Consider the following 20,321-nt stretch of genomic DNA (forward strand, 5'->3'; position numbering starts at 1 on the left):
GGTGCGGGTCCCTTTGATAATGGCGTCGGGGCGGCAACACACTTGCGTCTACAGAGAAGTAGTCGTCTACAGCACTGTAGACGATCGAGGGGAGAGGGCAGTTCCATGGCGGACGCGGACAGCGAGCGGCGACCGGCCGGCGAGTTGGAGGCCAGCGTGCTCGCGGCACTGTGGGCGGCGGGAAAACCGCAGACGGCGGCCCAGGTCAGAGAGGCGATCCCGCAGGAACTCGCCCGCACCACAGTGGCGACCCTGCTGGCGCGCCTTCACGAGAAGGGAGTGGTCGACCGCAGCCCGGGGGGACGCGGATTCGCCTACTTTCCGGTGGAGGACTCCCACGGCCTCACCGCTCGCCGGATGCACCGGGAGCTCGACCAGGACAAGGACCACGGCCGGGTACTGGCCCGGTTCGTGGAAGGCCTCAGCCCGGCGGACGAGGCCGAGCTCCGCAGGCTGCTCGAGGATGGCGGCCGATGATCGCGCTCCTGCTGATTCCGCTGGCGCTTCCCTTCGCCCTGCTGCCGCTGGCGCGGCGGGCCGTGCTCCAGGTGCGGCCCGAAGTGGCGCTGTGGGCGGTCACCGTGACGTCGGCCGCGCTGGCGGTCGGGGTGGTCGCCTGCCTGGGCGTGCTCCTGCTTCCGCTGGCCCTGAAGGTGCCGGCGGTCGCGGAGTGGGCGGAGGTCGTCCGGCCCCTGGAGGCGGGTCCGCACGTCGTGGCGGTGGCCGTGTCGGCGCTGGCGACCGGCGCGCTCGCGGTCTCCTGCGTGACCGGCGTGCGGCGGGCGACCGCGGAGGTACGGAGGTTCCGCGCGGCGCACGACCATGTGGCCGGCGCCCCCGAGGCCGGCGGGCTGTACGTGCTCGACGACTCCCGCCCGGACGCCTACGCCCTGCCTGGCGCGCGTCTGCGTTCGGGCCGCGTCGTGGTGACCACCGGAATGCTCCGCGCCCTGGCCCCGAACGAGCGCGAGGCGCTGCTGGCGCACGAGCGCGCCCACCTGGCCGGACGTCACCATCTGTTCCTGGCGGTCGCCCAGCTCGCCGGCTGGTGCCATCCGGGGCTCGCGGCCGCCGTGGCGCACGTGTCGTTCGCCGCCGAGCGGGCCGCGGACGAGGCCGCGGCGAAGGCTTCCGGCGACCGCACCCTGACGGCGCGGGCGATCGGCCGTGCCGCCCTGGCCGTCACGCGTGATCAGGAGCGCGCCCCGCTGCCCTCGTTCGCGACCGGTGCGGCCGGCGGTCCGGTACCCGCGCGGGTGAAGGCCCTCTTCTCGCAGGCTCCGACCCGCCGCCTCGCCCCGGTGCTGCTGGCCATGGTCCTGGTGTGCGGTGCCGCGGCCGTCTCCTCGTCCGTCGGGGCGATCTGGCTGCACGACGGGGTCGAGGTGGCCCAGGGGGAAGACCCCTCCCACTGCCCCGTATCGCTGCGCTGACACCCTCACAAATAAGGGGAGCCTTTCCTTATCGTCTACAGATCTGTAGACTCCAGCGCGGCCGGGCCACCTGTCTGCCCTGCACTCCCCGCGCGAATCGAGGCACCCCCATGTCCGCCACCTCTCGGCGCCTGCTGGCCGGCGCCACCGCCACCGTGGCAGCGGTTGCGACGCTGTCCGGATGCGCGCAGAAAGCCGCGAGCGGTGACGGCGCCGTCAAGGTCACGGCTTCGGACACCGCATGCGAGGTCTCGACGACCGAATTCCCCTCCGGGCACGTCACGTTGGAGGTGGAGAACAAGGGCTCGAAGATCACCGAGGTGTACGTGCTGTACCCCGATGACCGGATCGCGGCGGAGCGCGAGAACATAGGCCCGGGCACCAAGACCTCGCTCACCACCGAGATCAGGCCCGGCGACTACGAGGTCGCCTGCAAACCGGGCATGACCGGTGCGGGCATCCGCCAGAAGGTGCGGGCCACCGGCGGTCAGGACACCACCGCCGCGAAGCGCAGCCCCGAAGCCGATGCCGCCGTCGCCGGTTACCGCAGCTACGTCCTCGCCCAGGCCGAGGAGACCCTCCCGAAGGCCAAGGCCTTCACCGAAGCGGTGAAGGCGGGCGATCTGCGGTCCGCGAAGAGGCTGTACGCCGTGTCGCGGATCGGCTGGGAGCGCACCGAGCCCGTCGCCGAGTCGTTCGGCGACATCGACCCGAAGGTCGACCTCCGCGAGGACGGTCTGGACCCCGGCCAGGACCCGGCCACGGACTGGACCGGCTGGCACCGGCTCGAGAAGGCGCTGTGGCACGACGGCAGGATCGGCGACAGGGAGAAGCAGCTCGCCGACCGGCTCATGACCGATCTGAACACCTGGGTGAGGAAGGTCGGCACCGCCGAGATCACCCCCACCTCCATGGCCAACGGCGCCAAGAGCCTGCTGGACGAGGTCGCCCACAACAAGGTCACCGGCGAGGAGGAGCGCTACTCCCACACCGACCTCGTCGACTTCGAGGGCAACCTCGAAGGTGCCCGGAAGTCCTACGAACTCCTCAGGCCCCTCGCGTCCAGGAACGACCCCGCGCTCACCGGGGAACTCGACGACCAGTTCGCCGCCCTGACCGCGCTGCTGGGCACGTACCGGACCGGCTCCGGCGACCACGCGTACGTCTCCTACGACAAGGTCCCCGAAAGCCGGCGCAAGGACCTCTCGGACGGTGTGAACGGGCTGGCCGAGCCGCTGTCCAGGCTCGCCGCCGTCGTGGTCGCCAAGTAGCGGAAGGGAAACACCACCTCATGTTCGGGAACTACCTCATCGGCCTGCGGGAAGGCCTCGAGGCCAGCCTCGTCGTCTGCATCCTCGTCGCCTATCTCGTCAAGACCGGCAACCGACGCCGACTGGTGCCCGTGTGGGCCGGAGTCAGCCTCGCGGTCGGCCTCAGTCTCGCCTTCGGCGCGCTGCTCCAGTTCGGCTCCTCCACCCTGACGTTCCAGGCCAAGGAAGCGCTCGGCGGCAGCCTGTCGGTGCTGTCCGTCGCACTGGTCACCTGGATGGTCTTCTGGATGCGCCGCACCGCACGCCATCTCAAGAGCGAGCTCCAGGGCAGACTCGACGCCGCGCTGGCCGTCGGCACCGGCGCGCTGGTGGTGACCTCGTTCTTCGCCGTGGGCCGCGAAGGGCTCGAGACCTCCCTGTTCATCTGGACCGCCGTGCAGGCCACCGGCGACGGCATCCGTCCCCTCGTCGGCGCGCTGCTGGGTCTGGCCACCTCGGCCGTCCTGGGCTGGCTGTTCTACAAGGGCGCGCTCCGCATCAACCTGGCCAAGTTCTTCCGCTGGACCGGCGCGATGCTCGTCGTCGTCGCCGCCGGGGTCCTCGCCTACGGCATCCACGACCTCCAGGAGGCCGACATCCTGCCCGGGCTGGGTCACCTCGCCTTCGACATCAGCTCCACCATTCCGCCGGACTCCTGGTACGGCACCCTGCTCAAGGGCGTCTTCAACTTCCAGCCCGACCCCACCCTGATCCAGGTGCTCGTCTGGGCGCTGTACCTGATCCCGGTGATGGCCTTCTTCCTCGCCCCGGAGCGCACCCGGTCCGCTCCGCGGCCGGAGAAGGCGGCCGAGCCCACGCCCGTGGAGTAGCAGTGGACGAACCCGAAGGCCGTGCCGCCGAAGATCCCGAGGCCACGGCTGCCCAGGTGGTGGCGTGGCTGTGCGCGCGGGAGGAGATGGAGCGCGGGCTGCACGCGGCCCTCGGCCGCGACCCCGGTCAGCGGGACGCCACGACGGCCAGGATGGCCGACGTGCTTCAGGCCACGGCTCTCGGGCTGGGGTCCGAGGCGGCCGCAGTGTGGGCAGGCGTGCCTAGCCAGGTCCTGCGGAGCTGGCTGGAGTTGGACCCCGCCTTCGCGGCGGCCGTCGAATCGGCGGCCGCGCTGGCCGCCGCGCACGGCCTGCGTCCTGGCCCTGTGGTCACGCCGGCGATGGTCCGCGTCGCCGTGCTGGCGATCAGCCGGGGCGAGGGCTGGCAGACCGCCGCCCGGCTGGCGGGACTCACCCCGTGGGTCTTCCGTCAACTGATCGGCGCCTCACCCGCTTTCGCGGCGATGACGCGCGCCGCGCGCAGGCTCCGGCCTCGGAAGTCCAAGCACTTTGTGCCGGCCTCCTACCGTCCGCGCCGCCCGGGCCGGTCCCCGGGCAAGGGCGAGGGGTACCGCCTGCTCCGCATGGACGACCCGGTGCTCTCGCCCCCGCCTGCCGATCAGGACTGACGTGCTTGAGCCCGGACAGCGGTGCGGTCCTGGCCGCCTGCATGCCAGGACCGCACCGGCCTCATCCGGGGCGCCGGCTCACGCGTTGACCGCGCCGGTGGCGAGCAGGCCGAGCAGCACCACGCCGATGACGACGCGGTAGACCACGAAGGCGTTGAACGAGTGCTTGGCGACGAACTTCAGCAGCCAGGCGATCGAGGCGTAGGCGACCACGAAGGAGACCGCGGTTCCCACCACGAGCGGGGCGAGGCCGGTCCCGGCGCCGGCGGCATCCTTCAGTTCGTACAGGCCGGCGCCGGTCAGGGCGGGGATGCCGAGGAAGAAGGACAGACGGGTGGCGGCGACCCGGTCCAGGTCGAGCATCAGCGCGGTGGACATCGTCGCGCCGGACCGCGAGAAGCCGGGGAAGAGCAGCGCGAGGATCTGGGACGAGCCGACGAGCATCGCGTCCTTGAGCGAGGTGTCGTCCTCACCGCGCTTGTGCCGGCCCATCTGGTCGGCGGCCCACATCACACCGCTGCCCACGATCAGCGAGCCCGCGACCACCCACAGGGAGGCCAGCGGACCCTGGATGAGCTTCTTCGCGGCCAGGCCCACGGCGACGACCGGGATCGTCGCGTAGATCACCCACCAGCCGAACTTGTAGTCGTGGTGGTAGCGCTCCTGGCGGTTGACGATGCCGCGGCCCCAGGCGGAGACGATCCGCACGATGTCCTTGAAGAAGTACACGAGCACGGCGGCGATCGCGCCGACCTGGATCACGGCGGTGAAGCCGACGACGGACGTGTCGTCGACGGGGATACCCATCAGCCCCTCGGTGATCTTCAGGTGGCCGGTGGAGGAGATGGGAAGGAATTCCGTGATTCCTTCGACGACTCCCAGGACTGCGGCCTGGCCGACGCTGATGGCACTCATGGGGTTCCGTTTCTGTGGTCGCTGGGTGGTCGCGGGCGGTGCGGCGGTGCTGCGGTGCTGCCGGACGAGGGGCTACGGGGTCATCACACGGAGCGTCGTTCCGGCTGCCGTTCCGGCTCGGTGCCGGCGCGGGTGCGGCGGGCGCGCAGCAGCTCCACGGCGAGCGGCAGCAGGGAGAGGGCGACGATCACGCCGACGAGGGGGAGCAGGTAGCGGTCGACGTTGGGGATGCTCGCGCCGAGGGCGTAGCCGCCGAGCACCAGGCCGACGGTCCACACGACACCGCCGACGGCCTGCCACAGCGCGAAGGTCCCGGCGGGTACGCGGACGATTCCGGCCAGCGGGTTGAGCACGGTCCGTACGACGGGGACGAAGCGCGCGAGGACGATGGCCTTGCCGTGGCCGTAGCGGGCGAGCAGGTCCTCGGCGCGGGCCATGCCGTCGGTCAGATGCCGGTTGCGCGTGCGGCTCAGCAGGGTCCGGCCGGCGCGGCGGCCGATCAGATAGCCGGCTTGCGCTCCCAGCAGCGCCCCGGCCGCCGCCGCGAGCAGTACCCGGGGCAGTGACAGGTGCAGGCCGCCGGCGCCGGTGGTGCAGAGCAGTCCCGCGGTGAACAGCAGCGAGTCGCCCGGGAGGAAGGACCCGATCAGCAGTCCGGTCTCGGCGAACAGCACCAGGAAGACACCCACGGTGCCGAACGCCGTCAGCAGTGAGGTGGCATCCAGCGGGTTGAGGGCGTGGAGCACCAACAGGCCTTTCCGCCGTGCGCGGGCCGGGGGGTCTGGACCGGCGGGTAGGGGCGCATGGCACACTCGGGAGGCAACGGCGTCTACACCGCCGTAGAGGTTTTACGTGACTGTAGAAGATTTCAGGAGGACCGGCAAACGTCATGAGCTCCCCCACCCAGGGCCGGGGCCCCAAGCGGGCGAACGGCGAACGCGAGGCGGAGATCCTCGGTGTGCTGCAACGGGCCGAGGGTGCGCTGACCCCTGGCGAGGTCGCCGAGCGCCTGGAAGGCGAGCTGGCCTACAGCAGCGTGGTGACGATCCTCACCCGCATGTACGCCAAGAACCTGCTCACCCGCACGCAGCGCGGCCGGGCCTACGCCTACGCCCCGGTGACCGACGAACCCGGCTTCGCCGCCCGCCGCATGCGTTCCGTCCTGGAGGAGCGGCCCGATCGCGAGGCGGTGCTCGCGCGCTTCGCCGACGGCCTGTCGTCCGCCGACGCGGAGCTCCTGCGTCAGCTGCTCGGCCCCGACCAGAATCCGTAGAGGGGCGCCGGATGCGCATCGCCGTCTACCTGCCGCTGCTGCTGTCGCTGTTCGCCCCGCTCGGGGCCCGGCCTCTGTCGGACCGCTGCCATCCGCGCCTGGCGACCTGGCTGCTGACCGCCGTCTGCGTGGTCCTGGGGGCGGCCAGCACCGTTTCGCTGGGCCTGCTGGCGATCACCGGGCTGATCCGGATCCCCGCGCTGGCGGGGCTCGGCCATTGGTCGGCCCACGCCGCGCAGCACAAGGATCCCGCCGAACTGTCCGTGGCACTGATCGCCGGCCTCCTCCTGGGCGCTGCCGTGGTGACGGCCGCCCGCATGCTCTGGCGCCGTGCCCGGTCCCTGGCCGCCGCCGTGCTGGAGGCGGCGTGCATGCCCGCGCAGGACGGCCTGGTCGTGGTCGACGACGAGGTCCCCGACGCCTTCGCGATCCCCGGCCTGCCCGGCCGCGTGGTGGTCTCCACCGGCATGCTGCGGACCTTGGACGTCTCCGAGCGCGACATCCTGCTCGCCCACGAACGGGCCCACCTGTCGGGCCATCACTACGCCTTCGTCGCCCTCGCCCAGCTCGGCGCCGCCGCCAACCCCTTCCTGCGCCCTCTCGCCGCCGCCGTCACCTACACGATCGAACGCTGGGCCGACGAGAAGGCGGCAGCCGGCACGGGCGACCGCCGCCGGGTCGCGCGCGCGGTCGGCAGGGCCGCGCTGGCCGCCCACCGCGCTCCCGCCCGCCCCGCGTGGGCTGCGCTGGGCATCATCGGCCGTGGCGCGTCGCCGCTCGCCGGTGCGGGACCGGTTCCGAGGCGCGTGGCCGCGCTGCTCGCCCCGCCGCTCCGCCACCACCCGGCGCTCGCCTCCGCCACCGCGGCGTTCCTGGCCGTCGCCGCCCTGTCGACCGTCGACGCCGTCGGCGACCTCCATGTCCTGCTGGAGGCCGTCGGCACGTGAGCCGGCGCGAGGGGGGGGGTTACGCGGTTCGGGCGGACGGCCCGCTCCGGGGACCGGCACTTCGGCGTTCGCGCAGATACGCGTGGCCCATGAATCCGAGCAGGATCGCGAGGAGTACCGCCGAGGACCCCGCGGTGCCCAGGTCGAGGCCGCCCTTCGCGGTGGGCTTGGTCAGCAGGTCGCCCGCGGTCGCGCCGAGGGGGCGGGTGAGGACGAAAGCGATCCAGAACAGCAGGACGTTCGGCACGGCCGGCACGTACATCAGGACGAGCAAACACGCGAGCAGGCCCGTGATGAGCAGCGCGCCCCCGGCGTAGCCGAGTCCGGAGCTGTCGGACAGGAAGTCACCCATCGAGGTGCCGAGGGTGTTGGACACGAGGATCGCCGTCCAGAACAGCGCCTCCGCGCGGAAGGTGCGGATGTCCTGGAGGGCGAAGGGCAGCCGGGTCAGCCGCCAGACGGCGAAAATCGCGATCAGCAGCGCGACCAGGATCGCCGCGCCCGTGGGGTATCCCAGACCGAGGCCCTGCGGTCCCCGGCCCAGTGCCGTGGCACCGGGTGAGAGGTACTTGGCGCCGGCGTCACGGTTCATGAAGTCGGACATCGTGGTGCCCGCCGTGCTGGTCGAGAGGATGACCGTCCAGTAGACGAAGGGGTTGTAGCGCCGCGACCGGAGCTGCACGGCCAGCGTGGCCAGGAAGACGGCGAACAGGGCGATGGTGGTGAGGAAGTAGCCGATCTTCAGGGTCTGGGCGAAGAGGTCCCCCGCCGTCTCGCCGAGGGTCGTCGCCGCGATCTTCATGATCCAGAAGGCGAGGGAAACCTGCGGCAGCTTCTCCACCGCGTACGCCCCCGCGCTCTCGCCGACACCGGCCGGGGGCACGGCCAGGGATTGCGGTTTCTCCATCTCGGTCCTCCTGGGATGCCGGCTGTCACGGAGGAGTCGAGGGTGGGGTGCGGTGTCGCCGTCCGCGCTGCCGTCGAGACCCGTCGGCTCGGCGGGACGGAGCATGGCTGCCCTCGTACGCCTACAGCCTTGTAGACATTGAGCTGTAGCGTAGGACGGACTGCGGCCGGGCTCCGTCAGGGCACGCCGTGACTTCCGGGATCCGGGGCGAAGGACTTCACGACGGCCGGCCGGGGCCCTCCCCCTGGTGGGGCAGGAGCAAGGTGAAGGTCGTCGGGTGGTCGCGGGTCACGCCGAGTCGGCCGCCCGCCCCGGCAGCCATCTCCTTGGCAAGCGCCAGGCCGATGCCGCTGCCCTGGCCGGTGGTGGTGCCGCGGGCGAACAGGGCGGACGGATCGAGCGTGAGTGTTCCTTCGTCCTCCACGTCCAAGGCGACCACTCCCCCGAGTTCCCGCACGGTCACGCGCACCGTGCCGCGTCCGTGCCGGCGGGCGTTGTCGAGGAGGACGTCCAGGATCTGGTCGCTGGTCCGACCGGGAACACCGAGGCCACCGGTGCCGGGTTCCGGTGCGAAGGCCAGGCGGCGGCCGTCCTGCGCCAGCGGGCCGTGCCACCGCCGCTCCGCCTGCTCCAGGACGTCGCCGACGGAGCGGACCGCGGGCCCGTCATGGACGGATGCCCCGGTTCTCGCCAGCCGGAGCACTTCGTCAATGGTGTGCTGAAGGTACCGCGACTGCTCCAGCGCTTCGCGTGCCGCGCTCCGCAGATCGGCTCCTGATGTCGACAGCGCCGCTTCCAGGCCCAGTTGCAGCCCGGTGAGCGGGGTGCGCAATTGGTGGGACGCGTTGGTGGCGAACTCACGTTCATGGTGCAGCAGCCCGCCGAGGCGCTCGACCATGTCGTTGTGCGTGGCGCCGACCTGATCGATCTCGGCGATGCCCGATGGCGCGGCCCGGGCCGTGAGATCGCCCTCGGTGACCTTCGCCGACGTGGCAGCGAGGGCTTCCAGTGGACCCGTCAGCGCACGGGCCTGATGCCGGGCGACGAGCAGGGCCACCCCCAGCGCGGACAGGGCAACGCCCACCAGCGCCAGCCATGCCAGCAGGATGCGCTTCCAGACCTCACCGGTGTCCGTGGAGGCCCGGACCACTCCGATGACACGCTCGGCGTCGGACACGGGAACGGCGACGACGATCTCGCCCGCCGACTGCCGCTGTGCCACCTTCCCTGTGGCGGCACGGTGCACGGCGGCGTCGGCCGCGGCGGGGCCCGTGCCCCAGCGCCGCCGCCAGGCCGTGTCGTAGACGCCCAGCAGTTCACCGTCCCGGGCTGCCGGCAGCTCCACCGCGTCGCCGGCGGCGAATTGCGGACTGACCCGCACGGCGGCGGCCAGGGCCTCGCGCTCGAGTTCGTTGCGCTCATCGGCGAACAGGGCCGCGCGGATCACCAGGGCCAGGGGCACGGCCAGCAGAACGACGGCCACGAGGGCGGCAACCAGAGCCACCCGGGCCACACGCTGTCTCATGCCCCCATGGTCGCCCCCGCAGGACACCTCCGGAGTCGCCGCGACAGCTCATGATCGGGTTTTGCCGTCCTCTCACCTTCCGCGAAGGGGCCTTTAACCGGCCGGTTCCTAGCGTCGGCGGTGTGGCAAGTCGTGCCACGCGTACGAAGGGCGGTTCGATGATGCGACGCAGGTGCGTCCTTTCCGCGGCAGCAGCCGGTGCCGTGATGGCGGCACTGGTGGCCGGATGTGGCGGCGGGACGGATCCGTCCGGTACCGCCGACGGCGGCACCGCGGGAACGCAGGAGGTCAACCCGGCCGGTGACATCCCCGACAACCAGGCGTTCGTGACCTACCGGCCACCGGCGGGTGGATTCACGGTCGAGGTTCCCGAGGGCTGGTCCCGCACGACATCGGGTGACACCGTCGTGTTCACCGACAAGCTGAACCGGATCGAGATCGTCTCGGCGTCGTCGAACGCCGGTCCGACGACGCAGTCGGTGACCTCGCAGGTGGTGCCGGCACTGCGGCAGAAGGTGCCCGGGTTCGCGCTGGGGAAGGTCAGCACCGTCAGCCGGAAGGCGGGGTCGGTGGTCCTCCTGACCTACCAGGGGGACTCCGGCACGAATGCCGTCACAGGCAAAGCGGTGCACGACGCCTTCGAGCGGTACGCCTTCCACCAGCAGGGCCGTGAGGTCGACCTCACGCTGTCCGGGCCGGTGAAGGCCGACAACGTCGACCCCTGGCGGATCGTGTCCGACTCGCTGCGGTGGCAGTGATGGCCGCGGTTGCGGCGCCGGACGAGGCCGTCCCCGGCCCGGACGCGCTGACCGCTCGGGAGCTCTACCGGTTCTTTCGCGCGGGCGAGGAGGAAACCCTCGCGCTGCGTGGAGTGAGCCTGCGGGTCCGGCGTGGGGAGACCGTCGCCGTGGTCGGGCCTTCGGGCTCCGGCAAGTCCACGCTGCTCGCCTGTCTGGCCGGGCTGGACGAACCGGCGGGCGGCGATGTCCACGTGGGCGGGGAGCGGATCAGCCACCGGCCCGAGGCACTGCGGGCGCGGATCCGGGCACGCCGCGTCGGAATCCTGCTGCAGTCGGGCAATCTCATCGCCCACCTCGACGTCACCGCCAACATCCGCCTCGCGCGCAGGGCCGCGCGGGGCGCCGGTCCCGCGGATGCCGGCGTGCTGCTGGATCAGGTCGGGATCAGGGGGCGGGCCCGTGCGCTGCCGCAGGAGTTGTCGGGTGGGGAGTTGGCCCGTGCCGGTCTGGCCGTCGCACTGGCCAACGATCCGGACGTGCTGCTCGCCGACGAGCCCACCGGGGAACTGGACGGCGCCACGGAGCGGGAGATCCTGCGGCTGCTCCGCGGCCGCGCGGAATCGGGGTGCGGCGTGCTCATCGTCACGCACAGCCCCGAAGCGGTGAAGATCGCCGATCGCGTGATCGCCTTGCGGGACGGGAGGATTCAGCGATGACCGCCGACGAGGTGGATGAGGTCGTGGTGCGCTGCCGTGATGCCGCGCTCACCTTCGGCCGGGGCCCGACCGCGGTGGTCGCGGTGCACGGCGCCAGCTGCGAGGTCCGTGCGGGCGACCGGATCGCGGTCACCGGGCCTTCGGGGTCGGGGAAGTCCACTGTGCTGCACCTGATGGCCGGACTGGAACGCGCCACACAGGGGGAGGTGACCTGGCCCGCCCTCACCGGCCGGGTCGCCTCGCGCATCGGCGTCGTCTTTCAGGGACCGAGCCTGATCCCCGCACTGAACGTGGTGGAGAACACCGCCCTGCCACTGGTTCTGGCCGGTGTCGCGGAAGGCGATGCCGGTCAGCGGGCGCTGGCCGCTCTGGATCAGGTGGATGCGGCGGACCTGCGGAACAAGTTGCCGCAGGAGTTGTCGGGCGGACAGTCGCAGCGGGTGGCCGTCGCGCGTGTCGTGGCCATGCGGCCGCGGCTGGTTCTGGCGGACGAACCGACCGGGCAGCTGGACCGGGCCACCGGACGGCACGTCATGGACGTCCTGCTCGCGGCCGCCGACGACCTCGGCGCCGCGCTGCTGGTGACGACCCACGATCCGTCCGTCGCCCGGCGCTTGGACCAGCAATGGTCCATGAGCGACGGCCGGCTCGTGCCCGGCACACCCCCTGAGACGACGGCAACGACCAGGACACGGGAGAACGCATCGTGATCGTCACCTGGCTGAACGGGCTCATCCGGCACCGGCGCGGCCGCCTGCTGGGCACCGCGCTCGGCGTCGCCCTGGCCGTCGCACTGGTGGCGTCCCTGGGCGCGTTCCTGACCGCGTCGAAGTCGACGATGACGGCCCGAGCCGTTCGTTCTGTCGCGGTGGACTGGCAGGTCGAGGTCCAGCCGGACGCCGACCCGGCCACTGTGCTGCGCGCGGTGCGCCGAGCGCCCGGTGTGCACACCGTGCAGAGTGTCGGCTTCGCCCGCAGCACCGGCTTCCGCGCCGTCTCCGGCGGAACCACGCAGAGCACCGGCCCCGGCATGGTGCTCGGCCTGCCCGACGGCTACCAGCGGGACTTCCCCGCGGAGATCCGCTCGCTGACCGGCTCCACCCGCGGGGTCCTGCTCGCCCAGCAGACCGCCGCCAATCTCCACGCCGGCGTCGGCGACACGGTCACCGTCGAACTGCCGGGCGGCAGACCGGCGACCGTGACGGTCGCCGGGGTGGTCGACCTTCCCCAGGCAGACTCCCTGTTCCAGAAGGTCGGCGCCCCGCCGCAGTCCCAGCCGACCGCACCGCCCGACAACGTCCTGCTGCTGCCTTCGGCGATGTTCGCCACGCTCACCGCGCAGGAGAAGGCGTCCGACCCGGCCTCCGTCACCACCCAGCTCCACGTCCGCCGCGACGGCACGCTGCCGGCCGACCCTGCTGCCGCCTACACCGACGTCACCGGAGCCGCGCACAACCTCGAGGCCCACACGGCCGGCGGGGCACTCGTGGGCGACAATCTCGGCGCGGCGCTGGACGCGGCGCGCCAGGACGCCCTGTACGCGCAGATCCTGTTCCTGTTCCTCGGTGTTCCCGGGGTGGTCCTGGCCGCGCTGCTGACGGCGTCCGTCGCCGGCGCAGGTGGTGAGCGGCGTCGCCGGGAACAGGCACTGCTGCGCACCCGGGGTCTGCGCGCCCGTCAGGTGGCGGCAGCCGCTGCCGGTGAGGCCCTGGCCGTCGGCCTGTGCGGTGGGGTGGTGGGGCTGGGCCTCGCGGCGCTCGCCGGGAAACTTGCCTTCGGCGCCGGGTCGTTCGGCGCCACCACCGCTTCGGCTGCGGGCTGGTTCTCCGGGGCGCTGCTGCTCGGCCTGGCCATCGCCTGCGCCACGGTGCTGGTGCCGGCGGTGCGGGATCTGCGCGGCGTGTCCGTCGCCGAGGCCCGCTCCGGCATCGACCGGGGGCGTACAGCGTGGTGGATGCGGTGCGGCGTGGATTTCCTGCTCATCGCCGTCGCGTTCCTGGTGTTCCGGGCGTCCAGCGGCAATCAGTACGCCCTGGTCCTGGCGCCGGAGGGTGTCGCGGCCGTCTCCGTGTCCTACTGGGCGTTCCTGGGCCCTTCGCTTCTGTGGCTGGGCTCCGCGCTGCTGCTGTGGCGGCTGGTGTCCTGGGCCCTCGCCCATGGGCGCGGCCCGCTGGCCCGCGCGGTGCGGCCGCTGACCGGCACACTGGCGGGCACCACCGCGGCCGGCATGTCCCGTGGGCGCCGCCCACTGGCCCGCGCCGTGGTCCTGCTCGCGCTGGCGGTGTCCTTCGCGGCGTCCACAGCCACATTCAACGCGACATACAAACAGCAGGCCGAGGTGGACGCCCGGCTGACCAACGGCGCGGACGTGACGGTCGCCCAGTCACCGGGGACCTACGTCGGCCCGGACGCAGCGCAAGGACTTGCCGTCGCCGGCGTCCGCCATGTGGAACCCCTCCAGCACCGATTCGCCTATGTCGGCTCGGACCTGCAGGACCTCTACGGCGTCCGCCCGACCACCATCGCCTCGGCCACGTCGCTGCAGGACGCCTACTTCGCGGGCGGCACCGCAAAGAGCCTGATGGACACCCTTGCCGCGCATCCCGACTCGGTGCTGGTCAGCGAGGAGACCGTGAAGGACTTCCAGTTGGTGCCCGGGGACACCCTCAATCTGCGGCTCCAGGACAGCCGCAGCAAGGCCCTGCACACCGTGCCGTTCCGCTATGCGGGGGTCGTCAAGGAGTTCCCCACCGCCCCCAGTGACAGCTTCTTCGTCGCCAACGCGAGCTACGTGGCGCGGGCCACGGGCAGTGACGCGATCGGTGCGTTCCTCGTGGACACCGGCGGCACCGGCCAGAAGGACGTCGCCACCCGGCTGCACCACGCGCTCGGGACATCCGCGACCGTCACGGACATCACGCGGACCCGCTCCACCGTGGGTTCCAGTCTGACCTCGGTGGACCTGTCGGGTCTGACCCGGATCGAGCTGGTCTTCGCCGTCCTGCTGGCTGCCGGGGCGGGGGGCATCGTCCTCGCTCTCGGCCTGGCGGAACGGCGGCGGACCTTCGCGATAGCCACCGTGCTGGGGGCCTCGCGCCGTCAACTGCGGGGCCTGGCCTTCAGCGAGGCGGGGGTGCTGACGGTGGCAGGGCTGGCCGGAGGTGTGCTGATCGGGTGGGCGCTGTCGCAGATGCTCGTCAAGGTCCTGACCGGCGTCTTCGACCCGCCACCGGCAAGCATCGCGGTGCCGTGGGCCTACCTCGTCCTCACTCTCCTGATCGCCGTCGCGGCGATCGCGGGCGCCGCCATGAACGCGACGCGTCGTGCCACCCGGCCGGCCGTCGAAGAACTCCGCGATCTGTGACACCGGCGCGGCACCGGCCGCGGCGGGAACCGTGTCCCTCGAACGGGACCCGCCGCGAGCCGTCCGAGGCCGCCGCACAGCCGGGCGCCGCCGCGTCCGGAGCAGGACGCCCTACCCTTCGCAGCATGGCCGCACCGTCTTCCCCGCAGACCAGGATCCTCGTCATCGAGGACGACGAAGTGATCGGCCGGCACCTGGAGACCGGCCTGCGGGGCGGCGGCTACGCCTGCACTTGGTGCCGCACCGGCACCAGCGGCATCGCCGAGGTGTCCCGCACCGACCCGGACGTGGTCCTGCTCGACCTGGGCCTGCCCGACAGTGACGGCGTCGACGTCGCACGCCGGCTGCGCACCGACTGCCCGTCGCTGCTCATCGTGATCCTGACGGCACGAAGCGACGAGATCGACGTGATCGCCGGGCTCGACGCGGGCGCGGACGACTACCTCGTCAAGCCGTTCAGTCTCTCGGTGCTGCTGGCCCGGCTCCGGGCGCACCTGCGGCGCCGACCATCGGTCGCCGCACCCCAGGAGGGCCCGGTGCTGGTGGGTGACCTGACCGTCGACGTCGAGGCGCGGCGCTGCCTGCTCGGTGATCACGAAGTGATGCTGCGCCCCAAGGAGTTCGAGGTGCTCGCGCTGCTGGCCCGGCGCTCCGGGACGGCTGTGTCCCGGGAGACGCTGATGGCGCAGGTGTGGGACGAGAACTGGTTCGGTCCCACGAAGACCCTGGACGTCACCATCGCGTCGCTGCGCCGCCGGCTGAACGAGAGTGCCGCCGCCGGTCGGCCAGGGGTCCGCCCGCCTGACATCACAACCCTGCGGGGGCACGGGTACCGGCTTGAGTCGAGTGGCTCCTCCCCCGGACTCGGCAAGGAGGCGAACGGACCGACCGACGGTGCGTGAGCGAGGCCGGGGGCCCCTTGGCGGGCGGAAAGCCGGCGAACGGCTCCACGGGAACCCCGAGCGGAGCTACTACGTCTTGTAGGTCAAAGCATCCGCGAGGCTCGCCGTCGGAAGGGACGCCGCATGCACCAGGTGCCCGACGACGGCCGCCCCCCGAAAGCCGGCCCGGCCGGACCGGCCGTCACGAAGCCTTGCCGCCGTGCGCCTCACTGTCGGACAGCAGTCGCTGCAGCATCTGCTCGTCCGCCGTGGAGAGTTCGGAGACGAAGCGGGCCAGCACGGCCTCCCGGTCCGATCCGGCGTCGAGCAGGGTGCGCATCCGCTGGGCGGTGTGGGACGCCTCGTCGCGCGTCGCCGCGTAGGCGTAGCCGCGCCCTTGCCGGTGACGGTGCACCGCGCCCTTTTCGTGCAGCCGGACCAGGATCGTGAGGACGGTGGTGTAGGCCAGGTCTCCTGACAGTCGCTGCTGCACCTGGCCGGCCGTCATCGGTTCGCGCGCGGCCCAGAGGGCCGCGAGGACGTCACGTTCGAGCTCTCCGCGTGCACGACGGGGCGTCGCACCGGACTCGTCACGCTTGTCGGGCACTGCGCTCGCCCCTTTCTCGACTCGGCCCCTCAGGCTACCGCCGGACACCCTGACGCCTGTAGCGGGCAGAAGCGCACGGGAGCGGCGCCATCTACTACATGTTGTAGAGTTTCGCCGCTCCCACCAGCGCACGGAGGAAATCCCATGTCGAACGTCCGCGGAATGGTTGACCCGAGCACGGCGGACGCCGTCCCCCTCTCCGAGCCGCTGAACACCCCGGGCAGAGTCGTGATCATCTCCGCCAGCATGGGAGCAGGACACGACGGCGCCGCCGCCGAGCTGGCCCGGCGCATCTCTCTCAGCGGCACCCCTGTGGACCGGTTCGACCTCCTCGACCTGCTGCCGGCACACCTGGGCCGGGCTCTCGGCACCGCCTACCACCGGCTCCTGGTCCACGCGCCCTGGGCCTACCAGCGGATCTACAGCAGTACCGAGCAGGCGGGCGGGACCGGCCCGGCGGCCGGCGCCCTGCTCCGTGTCGCCGAACGGCGGGTGCTGCGGGCGCTGCCCCCCGATACGAGCGTGATCGTCTCCACCTACCCCGGCGCGAGCCGCATTCTCGGCGCGCTGCGCCTGGGCGGCCGGCTGAGCGTGCCCGTCCTCACCTACCTGACCGACTTCTCCGTGCATCCGCTCTGGGTGGCGCCGGGCGTCGACGCCCACTTGGCCGCGCACGCCGTTCCCGCAGCCCAGGCGCGTGCCCTGGGTGCGTCCGACGTACGGGTGTGCGGGCCGGTCACCGATCCGCGATTCGCTCCGGCCGGCCCGCAGGAACGGCGAGCGGCGCGCGCCCGGCTGGGTCTGCCGGAGGATGCTCCGCTGGCTCTGCTGGTCGCGGGCTCCTGGGGCGTGGGGCCGGTGCGGCAGGTCGCGGCGGAGATACGTGCCGGCGGTGCCGCGATCCCGGTCGTCGTCTGCGGCCGCAACACCTCCCTGGCCGAACGGCTGCGGGCGGACGACATCGGGCATGTCTTCGGGTGGACCGACGACATGCCCGCGCTCATGAACGCCGCGGACGTCCTGGTGCAGAACGCGGGCGGTCTCACCTCGCTGGAGGCGTTCGCCTGCGGGCTTCCGGTCGCCAGTTACCGCTGCATCCCCGGTCACGGTCTGACGAACGCGGCCGCGTTGGACGAGGCAGGGCTCGCCGCGTGGATACGTACGCCCGACGCTCTCGCCCCTGGTCTCGCGGATCTCATCCACGGCCCACGAGGACTGCTGCAACGGGCCGCAGGACTGGCCCTGTTCGCCGCCGGACCGGACACCGGCCCCGCGGCCGCCGTCCTGAGGGCGGGTCGGAGCGGCGCATCCGTCCCGCACCCCGGCAGCGTGACCGCACGGCGCCCGCTCCTCCCCCGGACGCCCCGGCCGCGTCTCGCGGTGTACCGGCTGGCCGCCACCGTCGCCGTGGCGTGCGGGCTGTGGGCAGGCGGCGTCGGGCTGGGGATGGCGGCCACCGCGCACGACTATCCAGGTCTGATGCGCGCGATCGACCACCGACTCGACCCCGACGACTTCACACCCGCCCCGACGTTCGAGGGAAGCCAGCCGTGACCACCGCCCGATTCCTGCGCACCACCGCCCTGGTGGCGCTGCCCGCGCTCGCGGCCGCCCATGCGGCGCCCGTCGTCTCCACGTTCGGGCCGCTGCGCAACCGCGTCATGCCCCGCCTGGCCGGGCAGGGCCGAAGCGACCATGTGGCCCTCACGTTCGACGACGGCCCGGACCCGCTGTCCACCCCCTTCTTCCTGCGGCTGCTCGCCGCCCGACGGGTGCATGCCACCTTCTTCCTCCTGGGCAGCGAGGCGCGCCGCTCCCCCGGCCTGGTCCGCGACATCGCCCTGGCGGGACATGAGATCGCCGTCCACGGCTGGCGCCACCGGCCGCTGCTGCTGCGCGGTCCCCGAGCCACGTACGACGACCTGGCCCGCGCCCGTGACCTGGTCGCCGACCTCACCGGCCGGCAGCCCCGGTTGTTCCGGCCGCCGTACGGTGTCATGACCACTGCCGCGCACTTGACCGCGCGCCGACTGGGCCTGACGCCGGTGCTGTGGACGTGCTGGGGCGAGGACTGGAGAGCGCGTGCCACCCCGCGGTCCGTCCACCGCACGGTGACCGCCGATCTGCGCGGCGGCGGCACGATCCTGCTCCATGACTCCGACTGCACGTCCGCTCCGGGTGCCTGGCGGTCCGCCCTCGGCGCTCTGCCGCACATCCTCGACACCTGCCAGGAGAGCGGCCTGACCGTGGGACCACTGCGTGACCACTGGGCGGGCGGGCCGTCGCGCGCCCGCTCCGAGCCGTAAGGGCCGATCCGTCGTCCGCGCGGCCAGTGGTACCGGGGTACTACCGGCCGGCCGATGATCGGCCCCCGGTACCACGGATCGCGCCGTGGCGGAACTTAGCGTTGCAGGTGAGGCGGTCGGGCGGTCCGACCCACGACGACCCAGGAGCGTCCGATGATCGAGGCACACCAGCTGACGAAGCGGTACGGGGAGAAGACCGCGGTCGACGCACTGGACTTCACGGTGCGCCCCGGCACCGTCACCGGGTTCCTGGGTCCGAACGGCGCGGGCAAGTCCACCACCATGCGGATGATCGTCGGGCTGGACGCGCCCACCAGTGGATCGGTGCAGGTCAACGGCCGTCGCTACGCCGGGCACGCCGCGCCGCTCCAGGAGGTCGGCGCGCTGCTGGAGGCCAAGTCGATCCACCCCGGCCGGTCGGCGTTCAACCATCTGATGGCCCAGGCCCACACCCACGGCATTCCCCGCAGCCGTGTGGAGGAGGTCATCGAGCTCACCGGCCTGCAGTCGGTCGCCAGGAAGCGCGCCGGCGCGTTCTCCCTGGGCATGGGACAGCGCCTGGGCATCGCGGCGGCTCTGCTGGGTGACCCGGCGACCGTGATGCTGGACGAACCCGTCAACGGTCTGGATCCGGAGGGCGTCCTGTGGATCCGCAACCTCCTCACCGGGCTCGCCGCCGAGGGCCGCACCGTCTTCGTCTCCTCGCACCTCATGAGTGAGGTCGCGCTCGTCGCGGACCACCTGATCATCGTCGGACGCGGCCGGCTGCTGGCGGACACCACGGTCCGGGAACTGGTCCGGCAGGCCGGCGGTGACGTGGTCAAGGTGGCGACCGGCGACCCCGCCCGGCTCCGCGAGGTCCTGGCCGGGCCGGGTGTGGAGATCACCGGACGGTCCGGCTCCGAGGAGCTTCTGGTGACCGGTCTGTCGGCACGTGCGATCGGGCTCAGGGCCGCCGGGCACGGCATCGCGCTGTTCGAGCTGGCCCCGCGGACGATCTCTTTGGAGGAGGCGTTCATGGACCTGACCAAGGACGCCGTGGAGTACCACGGCTCCGTGACCGGCATCGAGACCCTCAGGAGTGCCGCATGAGCACCATCGCGCCCGACACGGTTCCCGCGCCGTCCGCCGTACTGCCCGAACGGCCCGCCTACAAGGTGACCGCGGCGCGTGTGCTGCGCTCGGAGTGGGCCAAGCTGTGGTCGCTGCGCTCCAGTTGGATCACCCTCGGGCTGGGCCTGCTGTTCCTGGTCGCGTTCGGTCTGATCGCCGCGTTCCAGTTCAAGTCGAGGATCTCCTCGGGCCGGCCCATGGACCACGACTTCGCGGATGCCACCGCCTTGAGCCTGTCGCTGTTCGGCACCAACTTCGCCCAGCTGGCGCTCGGCGTCCTGGGGGTGCTGGTCGCCGCGGGCGAGTACTCCACCGGCATGATCCGCTCGACCCTGGCCGCCGTACCGCGCCGCCTCCCGGTGCTGTGGTCCAAGGCCGCGGTCTTCGGCGTGATCGCGCTCGTGCTGAGCACGGCCGGGGTCTTCGCCACCTTCCTCGCCGACAGCGGCATCGTCGCGCAGACCCGGGCGGCGATGACGCTCTCGGATGCGGGCGTGGTCCGCAGCCTGCTGGGTGCGGCGCTCTACCTCGGCCTGGTCGGCGTGATCGGTGTCGCCCTGGGTGCGCTCCTGCGTTCGGTGGCGGGCGGCATCTCGGTGCTGGTGGCCTCGCTCATGCTCGTTCCCGGCCTGGTGTCGCTCCTGCCCACCTCGTGGCAGGACAACATCAGCCCCTACCTGCCCAGCAACGCGGGCGAGGCGATGTTCACCCTGCACCACGACGCGACGACGCTGTCACCGCTCGCCGGCCTGGTGGTCTTCGTGGTGTGGACGGCGGCCGCGCTGGCCGGCGCCGCCGTCCGCCTGGTGCGCACCGACGTGTGAG

General features: G+C 72.2%; 21 protein-coding genes. 16 read left to right on the forward strand and 5 right to left on the reverse strand.

Going from position 1 to position 20,321, the window contains the following annotated elements; all coding sequences use genetic code 11:
- Positions 1 to 105: 105 nt before the first annotated feature.
- From ACIP9H_RS38800 to ACIP9H_RS38820, 5 genes are all read left to right on the forward strand, one after another.
- Positions 106 to 477 carry a BlaI/MecI/CopY family transcriptional regulator gene (locus ACIP9H_RS38800; RefSeq protein WP_401590729.1) on the forward strand — a complete coding sequence of 124 codons (372 nt, stop codon included), beginning with the start codon at positions 106 to 108 and terminating at the stop codon, positions 475 to 477.
- Positions 474 to 1,433 (forward strand): M56 family metallopeptidase, encoded by a 960-nt coding sequence (locus ACIP9H_RS38805; protein ID WP_401590726.1) that lies wholly within the window; start codon positions 474 to 476, stop codon positions 1,431 to 1,433. The genes ACIP9H_RS38800 and ACIP9H_RS38805 overlap by 4 nt, the downstream gene beginning before the upstream one ends.
- Before the next feature lie 110 nt (positions 1,434 to 1,543).
- Positions 1,544 to 2,704 carry an iron uptake system protein EfeO gene (gene efeO, locus ACIP9H_RS38810; RefSeq protein ID WP_401590724.1) on the forward strand — a complete coding sequence of 387 codons (1,161 nt, stop codon included), beginning with the start codon at positions 1,544 to 1,546 and terminating at the stop codon, positions 2,702 to 2,704.
- A 20-nt stretch (positions 2,705 to 2,724) separates the two neighbouring features.
- Entirely contained in the window at positions 2,725 to 3,573 is an 849-nt protein-coding gene (gene efeU / locus ACIP9H_RS38815) for an iron uptake transporter permease EfeU (RefSeq protein ID WP_401590721.1), read from the forward strand.
- Positions 3,574 to 3,575: 2 nt separating this feature from the next.
- A complete protein-coding gene (locus tag ACIP9H_RS38820) occupies positions 3,576 to 4,202 on the forward strand; it encodes a hypothetical protein (protein ID WP_401590718.1) in 627 nt (208 codons plus the stop codon).
- A 78-nt stretch (positions 4,203 to 4,280) separates the two neighbouring features.
- Here the strand turns inward: ACIP9H_RS38820 and ACIP9H_RS38825 are convergent, their stop codons facing one another.
- Positions 4,281 to 5,117 carry an undecaprenyl-diphosphate phosphatase gene (locus ACIP9H_RS38825; RefSeq protein WP_401590715.1) on the reverse strand — a complete coding sequence of 279 codons (837 nt, stop codon included), beginning with the start codon at positions 5,115 to 5,117 and terminating at the stop codon, positions 4,281 to 4,283.
- Between the two features lie 83 nt (positions 5,118 to 5,200).
- Positions 5,201 to 5,866, reverse strand: coding sequence for a DedA family protein (locus ACIP9H_RS38830; RefSeq protein ID WP_401590713.1), 666 nt, complete (start codon positions 5,864 to 5,866; stop codon positions 5,201 to 5,203).
- Positions 5,867 to 6,006: 140 nt separating this feature from the next.
- Between ACIP9H_RS38830 and ACIP9H_RS38835 the strand changes: the two genes are divergently transcribed.
- Together ACIP9H_RS38835 and ACIP9H_RS38840 are read left to right on the forward strand one after the other, a co-directional pair.
- Complete coding sequence (locus ACIP9H_RS38835; RefSeq protein WP_401590711.1) at positions 6,007 to 6,390, forward strand: BlaI/MecI/CopY family transcriptional regulator; 384 nt, start codon at positions 6,007 to 6,009, stop codon at positions 6,388 to 6,390.
- A gap of 11 nt (positions 6,391 to 6,401) precedes the next feature.
- Positions 6,402 to 7,337, forward strand: a complete 936-nt coding sequence (locus tag ACIP9H_RS38840; protein ID WP_401590708.1) for a M56 family metallopeptidase — start codon at positions 6,402 to 6,404, stop codon at positions 7,335 to 7,337.
- Between the two features lie 19 nt (positions 7,338 to 7,356).
- Here ACIP9H_RS38840 and ACIP9H_RS38845 read toward each other — a convergent pair whose 3' ends face one another.
- Both ACIP9H_RS38845 and ACIP9H_RS38850 read right to left on the reverse strand, forming a co-directional pair.
- The gene (locus ACIP9H_RS38845) at positions 7,357 to 8,244 is read right to left on the reverse strand and encodes a hypothetical protein (RefSeq protein ID WP_401590706.1); all 888 of its coding nucleotides are present in this window, start codon (positions 8,242 to 8,244) and stop codon (positions 7,357 to 7,359) included.
- A 217-nt stretch (positions 8,245 to 8,461) separates the two neighbouring features.
- The gene (locus ACIP9H_RS38850) at positions 8,462 to 9,769 is read right to left on the reverse strand and encodes a sensor histidine kinase (protein ID WP_401590704.1); all 1,308 of its coding nucleotides are present in this window, start codon (positions 9,767 to 9,769) and stop codon (positions 8,462 to 8,464) included.
- Between the two features lie 206 nt (positions 9,770 to 9,975).
- On the opposite strand from ACIP9H_RS38850, the gene ACIP9H_RS38855 reads away from it, so the two are divergent.
- The 5 genes from ACIP9H_RS38855 (at position 9,976) to ACIP9H_RS38875 (ending at position 15,491) form a co-directional block, all read left to right on the forward strand.
- Positions 9,976 to 10,527: a hypothetical protein gene (locus tag ACIP9H_RS38855; protein WP_360907944.1), complete on the forward strand. Its 552-nt coding sequence runs from the start codon at positions 9,976 to 9,978 to the stop codon at positions 10,525 to 10,527.
- Positions 10,527 to 11,225 (forward strand): ABC transporter ATP-binding protein, encoded by a 699-nt coding sequence (locus ACIP9H_RS38860; protein ID WP_401590701.1) that lies wholly within the window; start codon positions 10,527 to 10,529, stop codon positions 11,223 to 11,225. Before ACIP9H_RS38855 ends, ACIP9H_RS38860 begins: the two co-directional genes overlap by 1 nt.
- Entirely contained in the window at positions 11,222 to 11,935 is a 714-nt protein-coding gene (locus tag ACIP9H_RS38865) for an ABC transporter ATP-binding protein (protein ID WP_401963632.1), read from the forward strand. Before ACIP9H_RS38860 ends, ACIP9H_RS38865 begins: the two co-directional genes overlap by 4 nt.
- On the forward strand, positions 11,932 to 14,589 hold the full coding sequence (locus ACIP9H_RS38870; protein WP_401590696.1) for an FtsX-like permease family protein: 2,658 nt from the start codon (positions 11,932 to 11,934) through the stop codon (positions 14,587 to 14,589). The genes ACIP9H_RS38865 and ACIP9H_RS38870 overlap by 4 nt, the downstream gene beginning before the upstream one ends.
- Before the next feature lie 125 nt (positions 14,590 to 14,714).
- A complete protein-coding gene (locus ACIP9H_RS38875) occupies positions 14,715 to 15,491 on the forward strand; it encodes a response regulator transcription factor (RefSeq protein ID WP_401590694.1) in 777 nt (258 codons plus the stop codon).
- A 181-nt stretch (positions 15,492 to 15,672) separates the two neighbouring features.
- Here ACIP9H_RS38875 and ACIP9H_RS38880 read toward each other — a convergent pair whose 3' ends face one another.
- A complete protein-coding gene (locus tag ACIP9H_RS38880; RefSeq protein WP_401590691.1) occupies positions 15,673 to 16,077 on the reverse strand; it encodes a BlaI/MecI/CopY family transcriptional regulator in 405 nt (134 codons plus the stop codon).
- 144 nt (positions 16,078 to 16,221) lie between these two features.
- Here ACIP9H_RS38880 and ACIP9H_RS38885 point away from each other — a divergent pair, with 144 nt between their 5' ends.
- The 4 genes from ACIP9H_RS38885 to ACIP9H_RS38900 all read left to right on the forward strand — a co-directional run bounded on the left by ACIP9H_RS38885 (position 16,222) and on the right by ACIP9H_RS38900 (position 20,320).
- Positions 16,222 to 17,631 carry a glycosyltransferase gene (locus ACIP9H_RS38885; RefSeq protein WP_401963634.1) on the forward strand — a complete coding sequence of 470 codons (1,410 nt, stop codon included), beginning with the start codon at positions 16,222 to 16,224 and terminating at the stop codon, positions 17,629 to 17,631.
- The gene (locus ACIP9H_RS38890) at positions 17,628 to 18,383 is read left to right on the forward strand and encodes a polysaccharide deacetylase family protein (protein WP_401590685.1); all 756 of its coding nucleotides are present in this window, start codon (positions 17,628 to 17,630) and stop codon (positions 18,381 to 18,383) included. Before ACIP9H_RS38885 ends, ACIP9H_RS38890 begins: the two co-directional genes overlap by 4 nt.
- A gap of 153 nt (positions 18,384 to 18,536) precedes the next feature.
- Entirely contained in the window at positions 18,537 to 19,475 is a 939-nt protein-coding gene (locus ACIP9H_RS38895; RefSeq protein ID WP_401590683.1) for an ATP-binding cassette domain-containing protein, read from the forward strand.
- Complete coding sequence (locus ACIP9H_RS38900; protein ID WP_401590680.1) at positions 19,472 to 20,320, forward strand: ABC transporter permease; 849 nt, start codon at positions 19,472 to 19,474, stop codon at positions 20,318 to 20,320. The genes ACIP9H_RS38895 and ACIP9H_RS38900 overlap by 4 nt, the downstream gene beginning before the upstream one ends.
- Position 20,321: the final 1 nt, after the last annotated feature.

It is taken from the genome of Streptomyces sp. NPDC088732 (genome assembly GCF_044751205.1).
Lineage (GTDB): Bacteria > Actinomycetota > Actinomycetes > Streptomycetales > Streptomycetaceae > Actinacidiphila.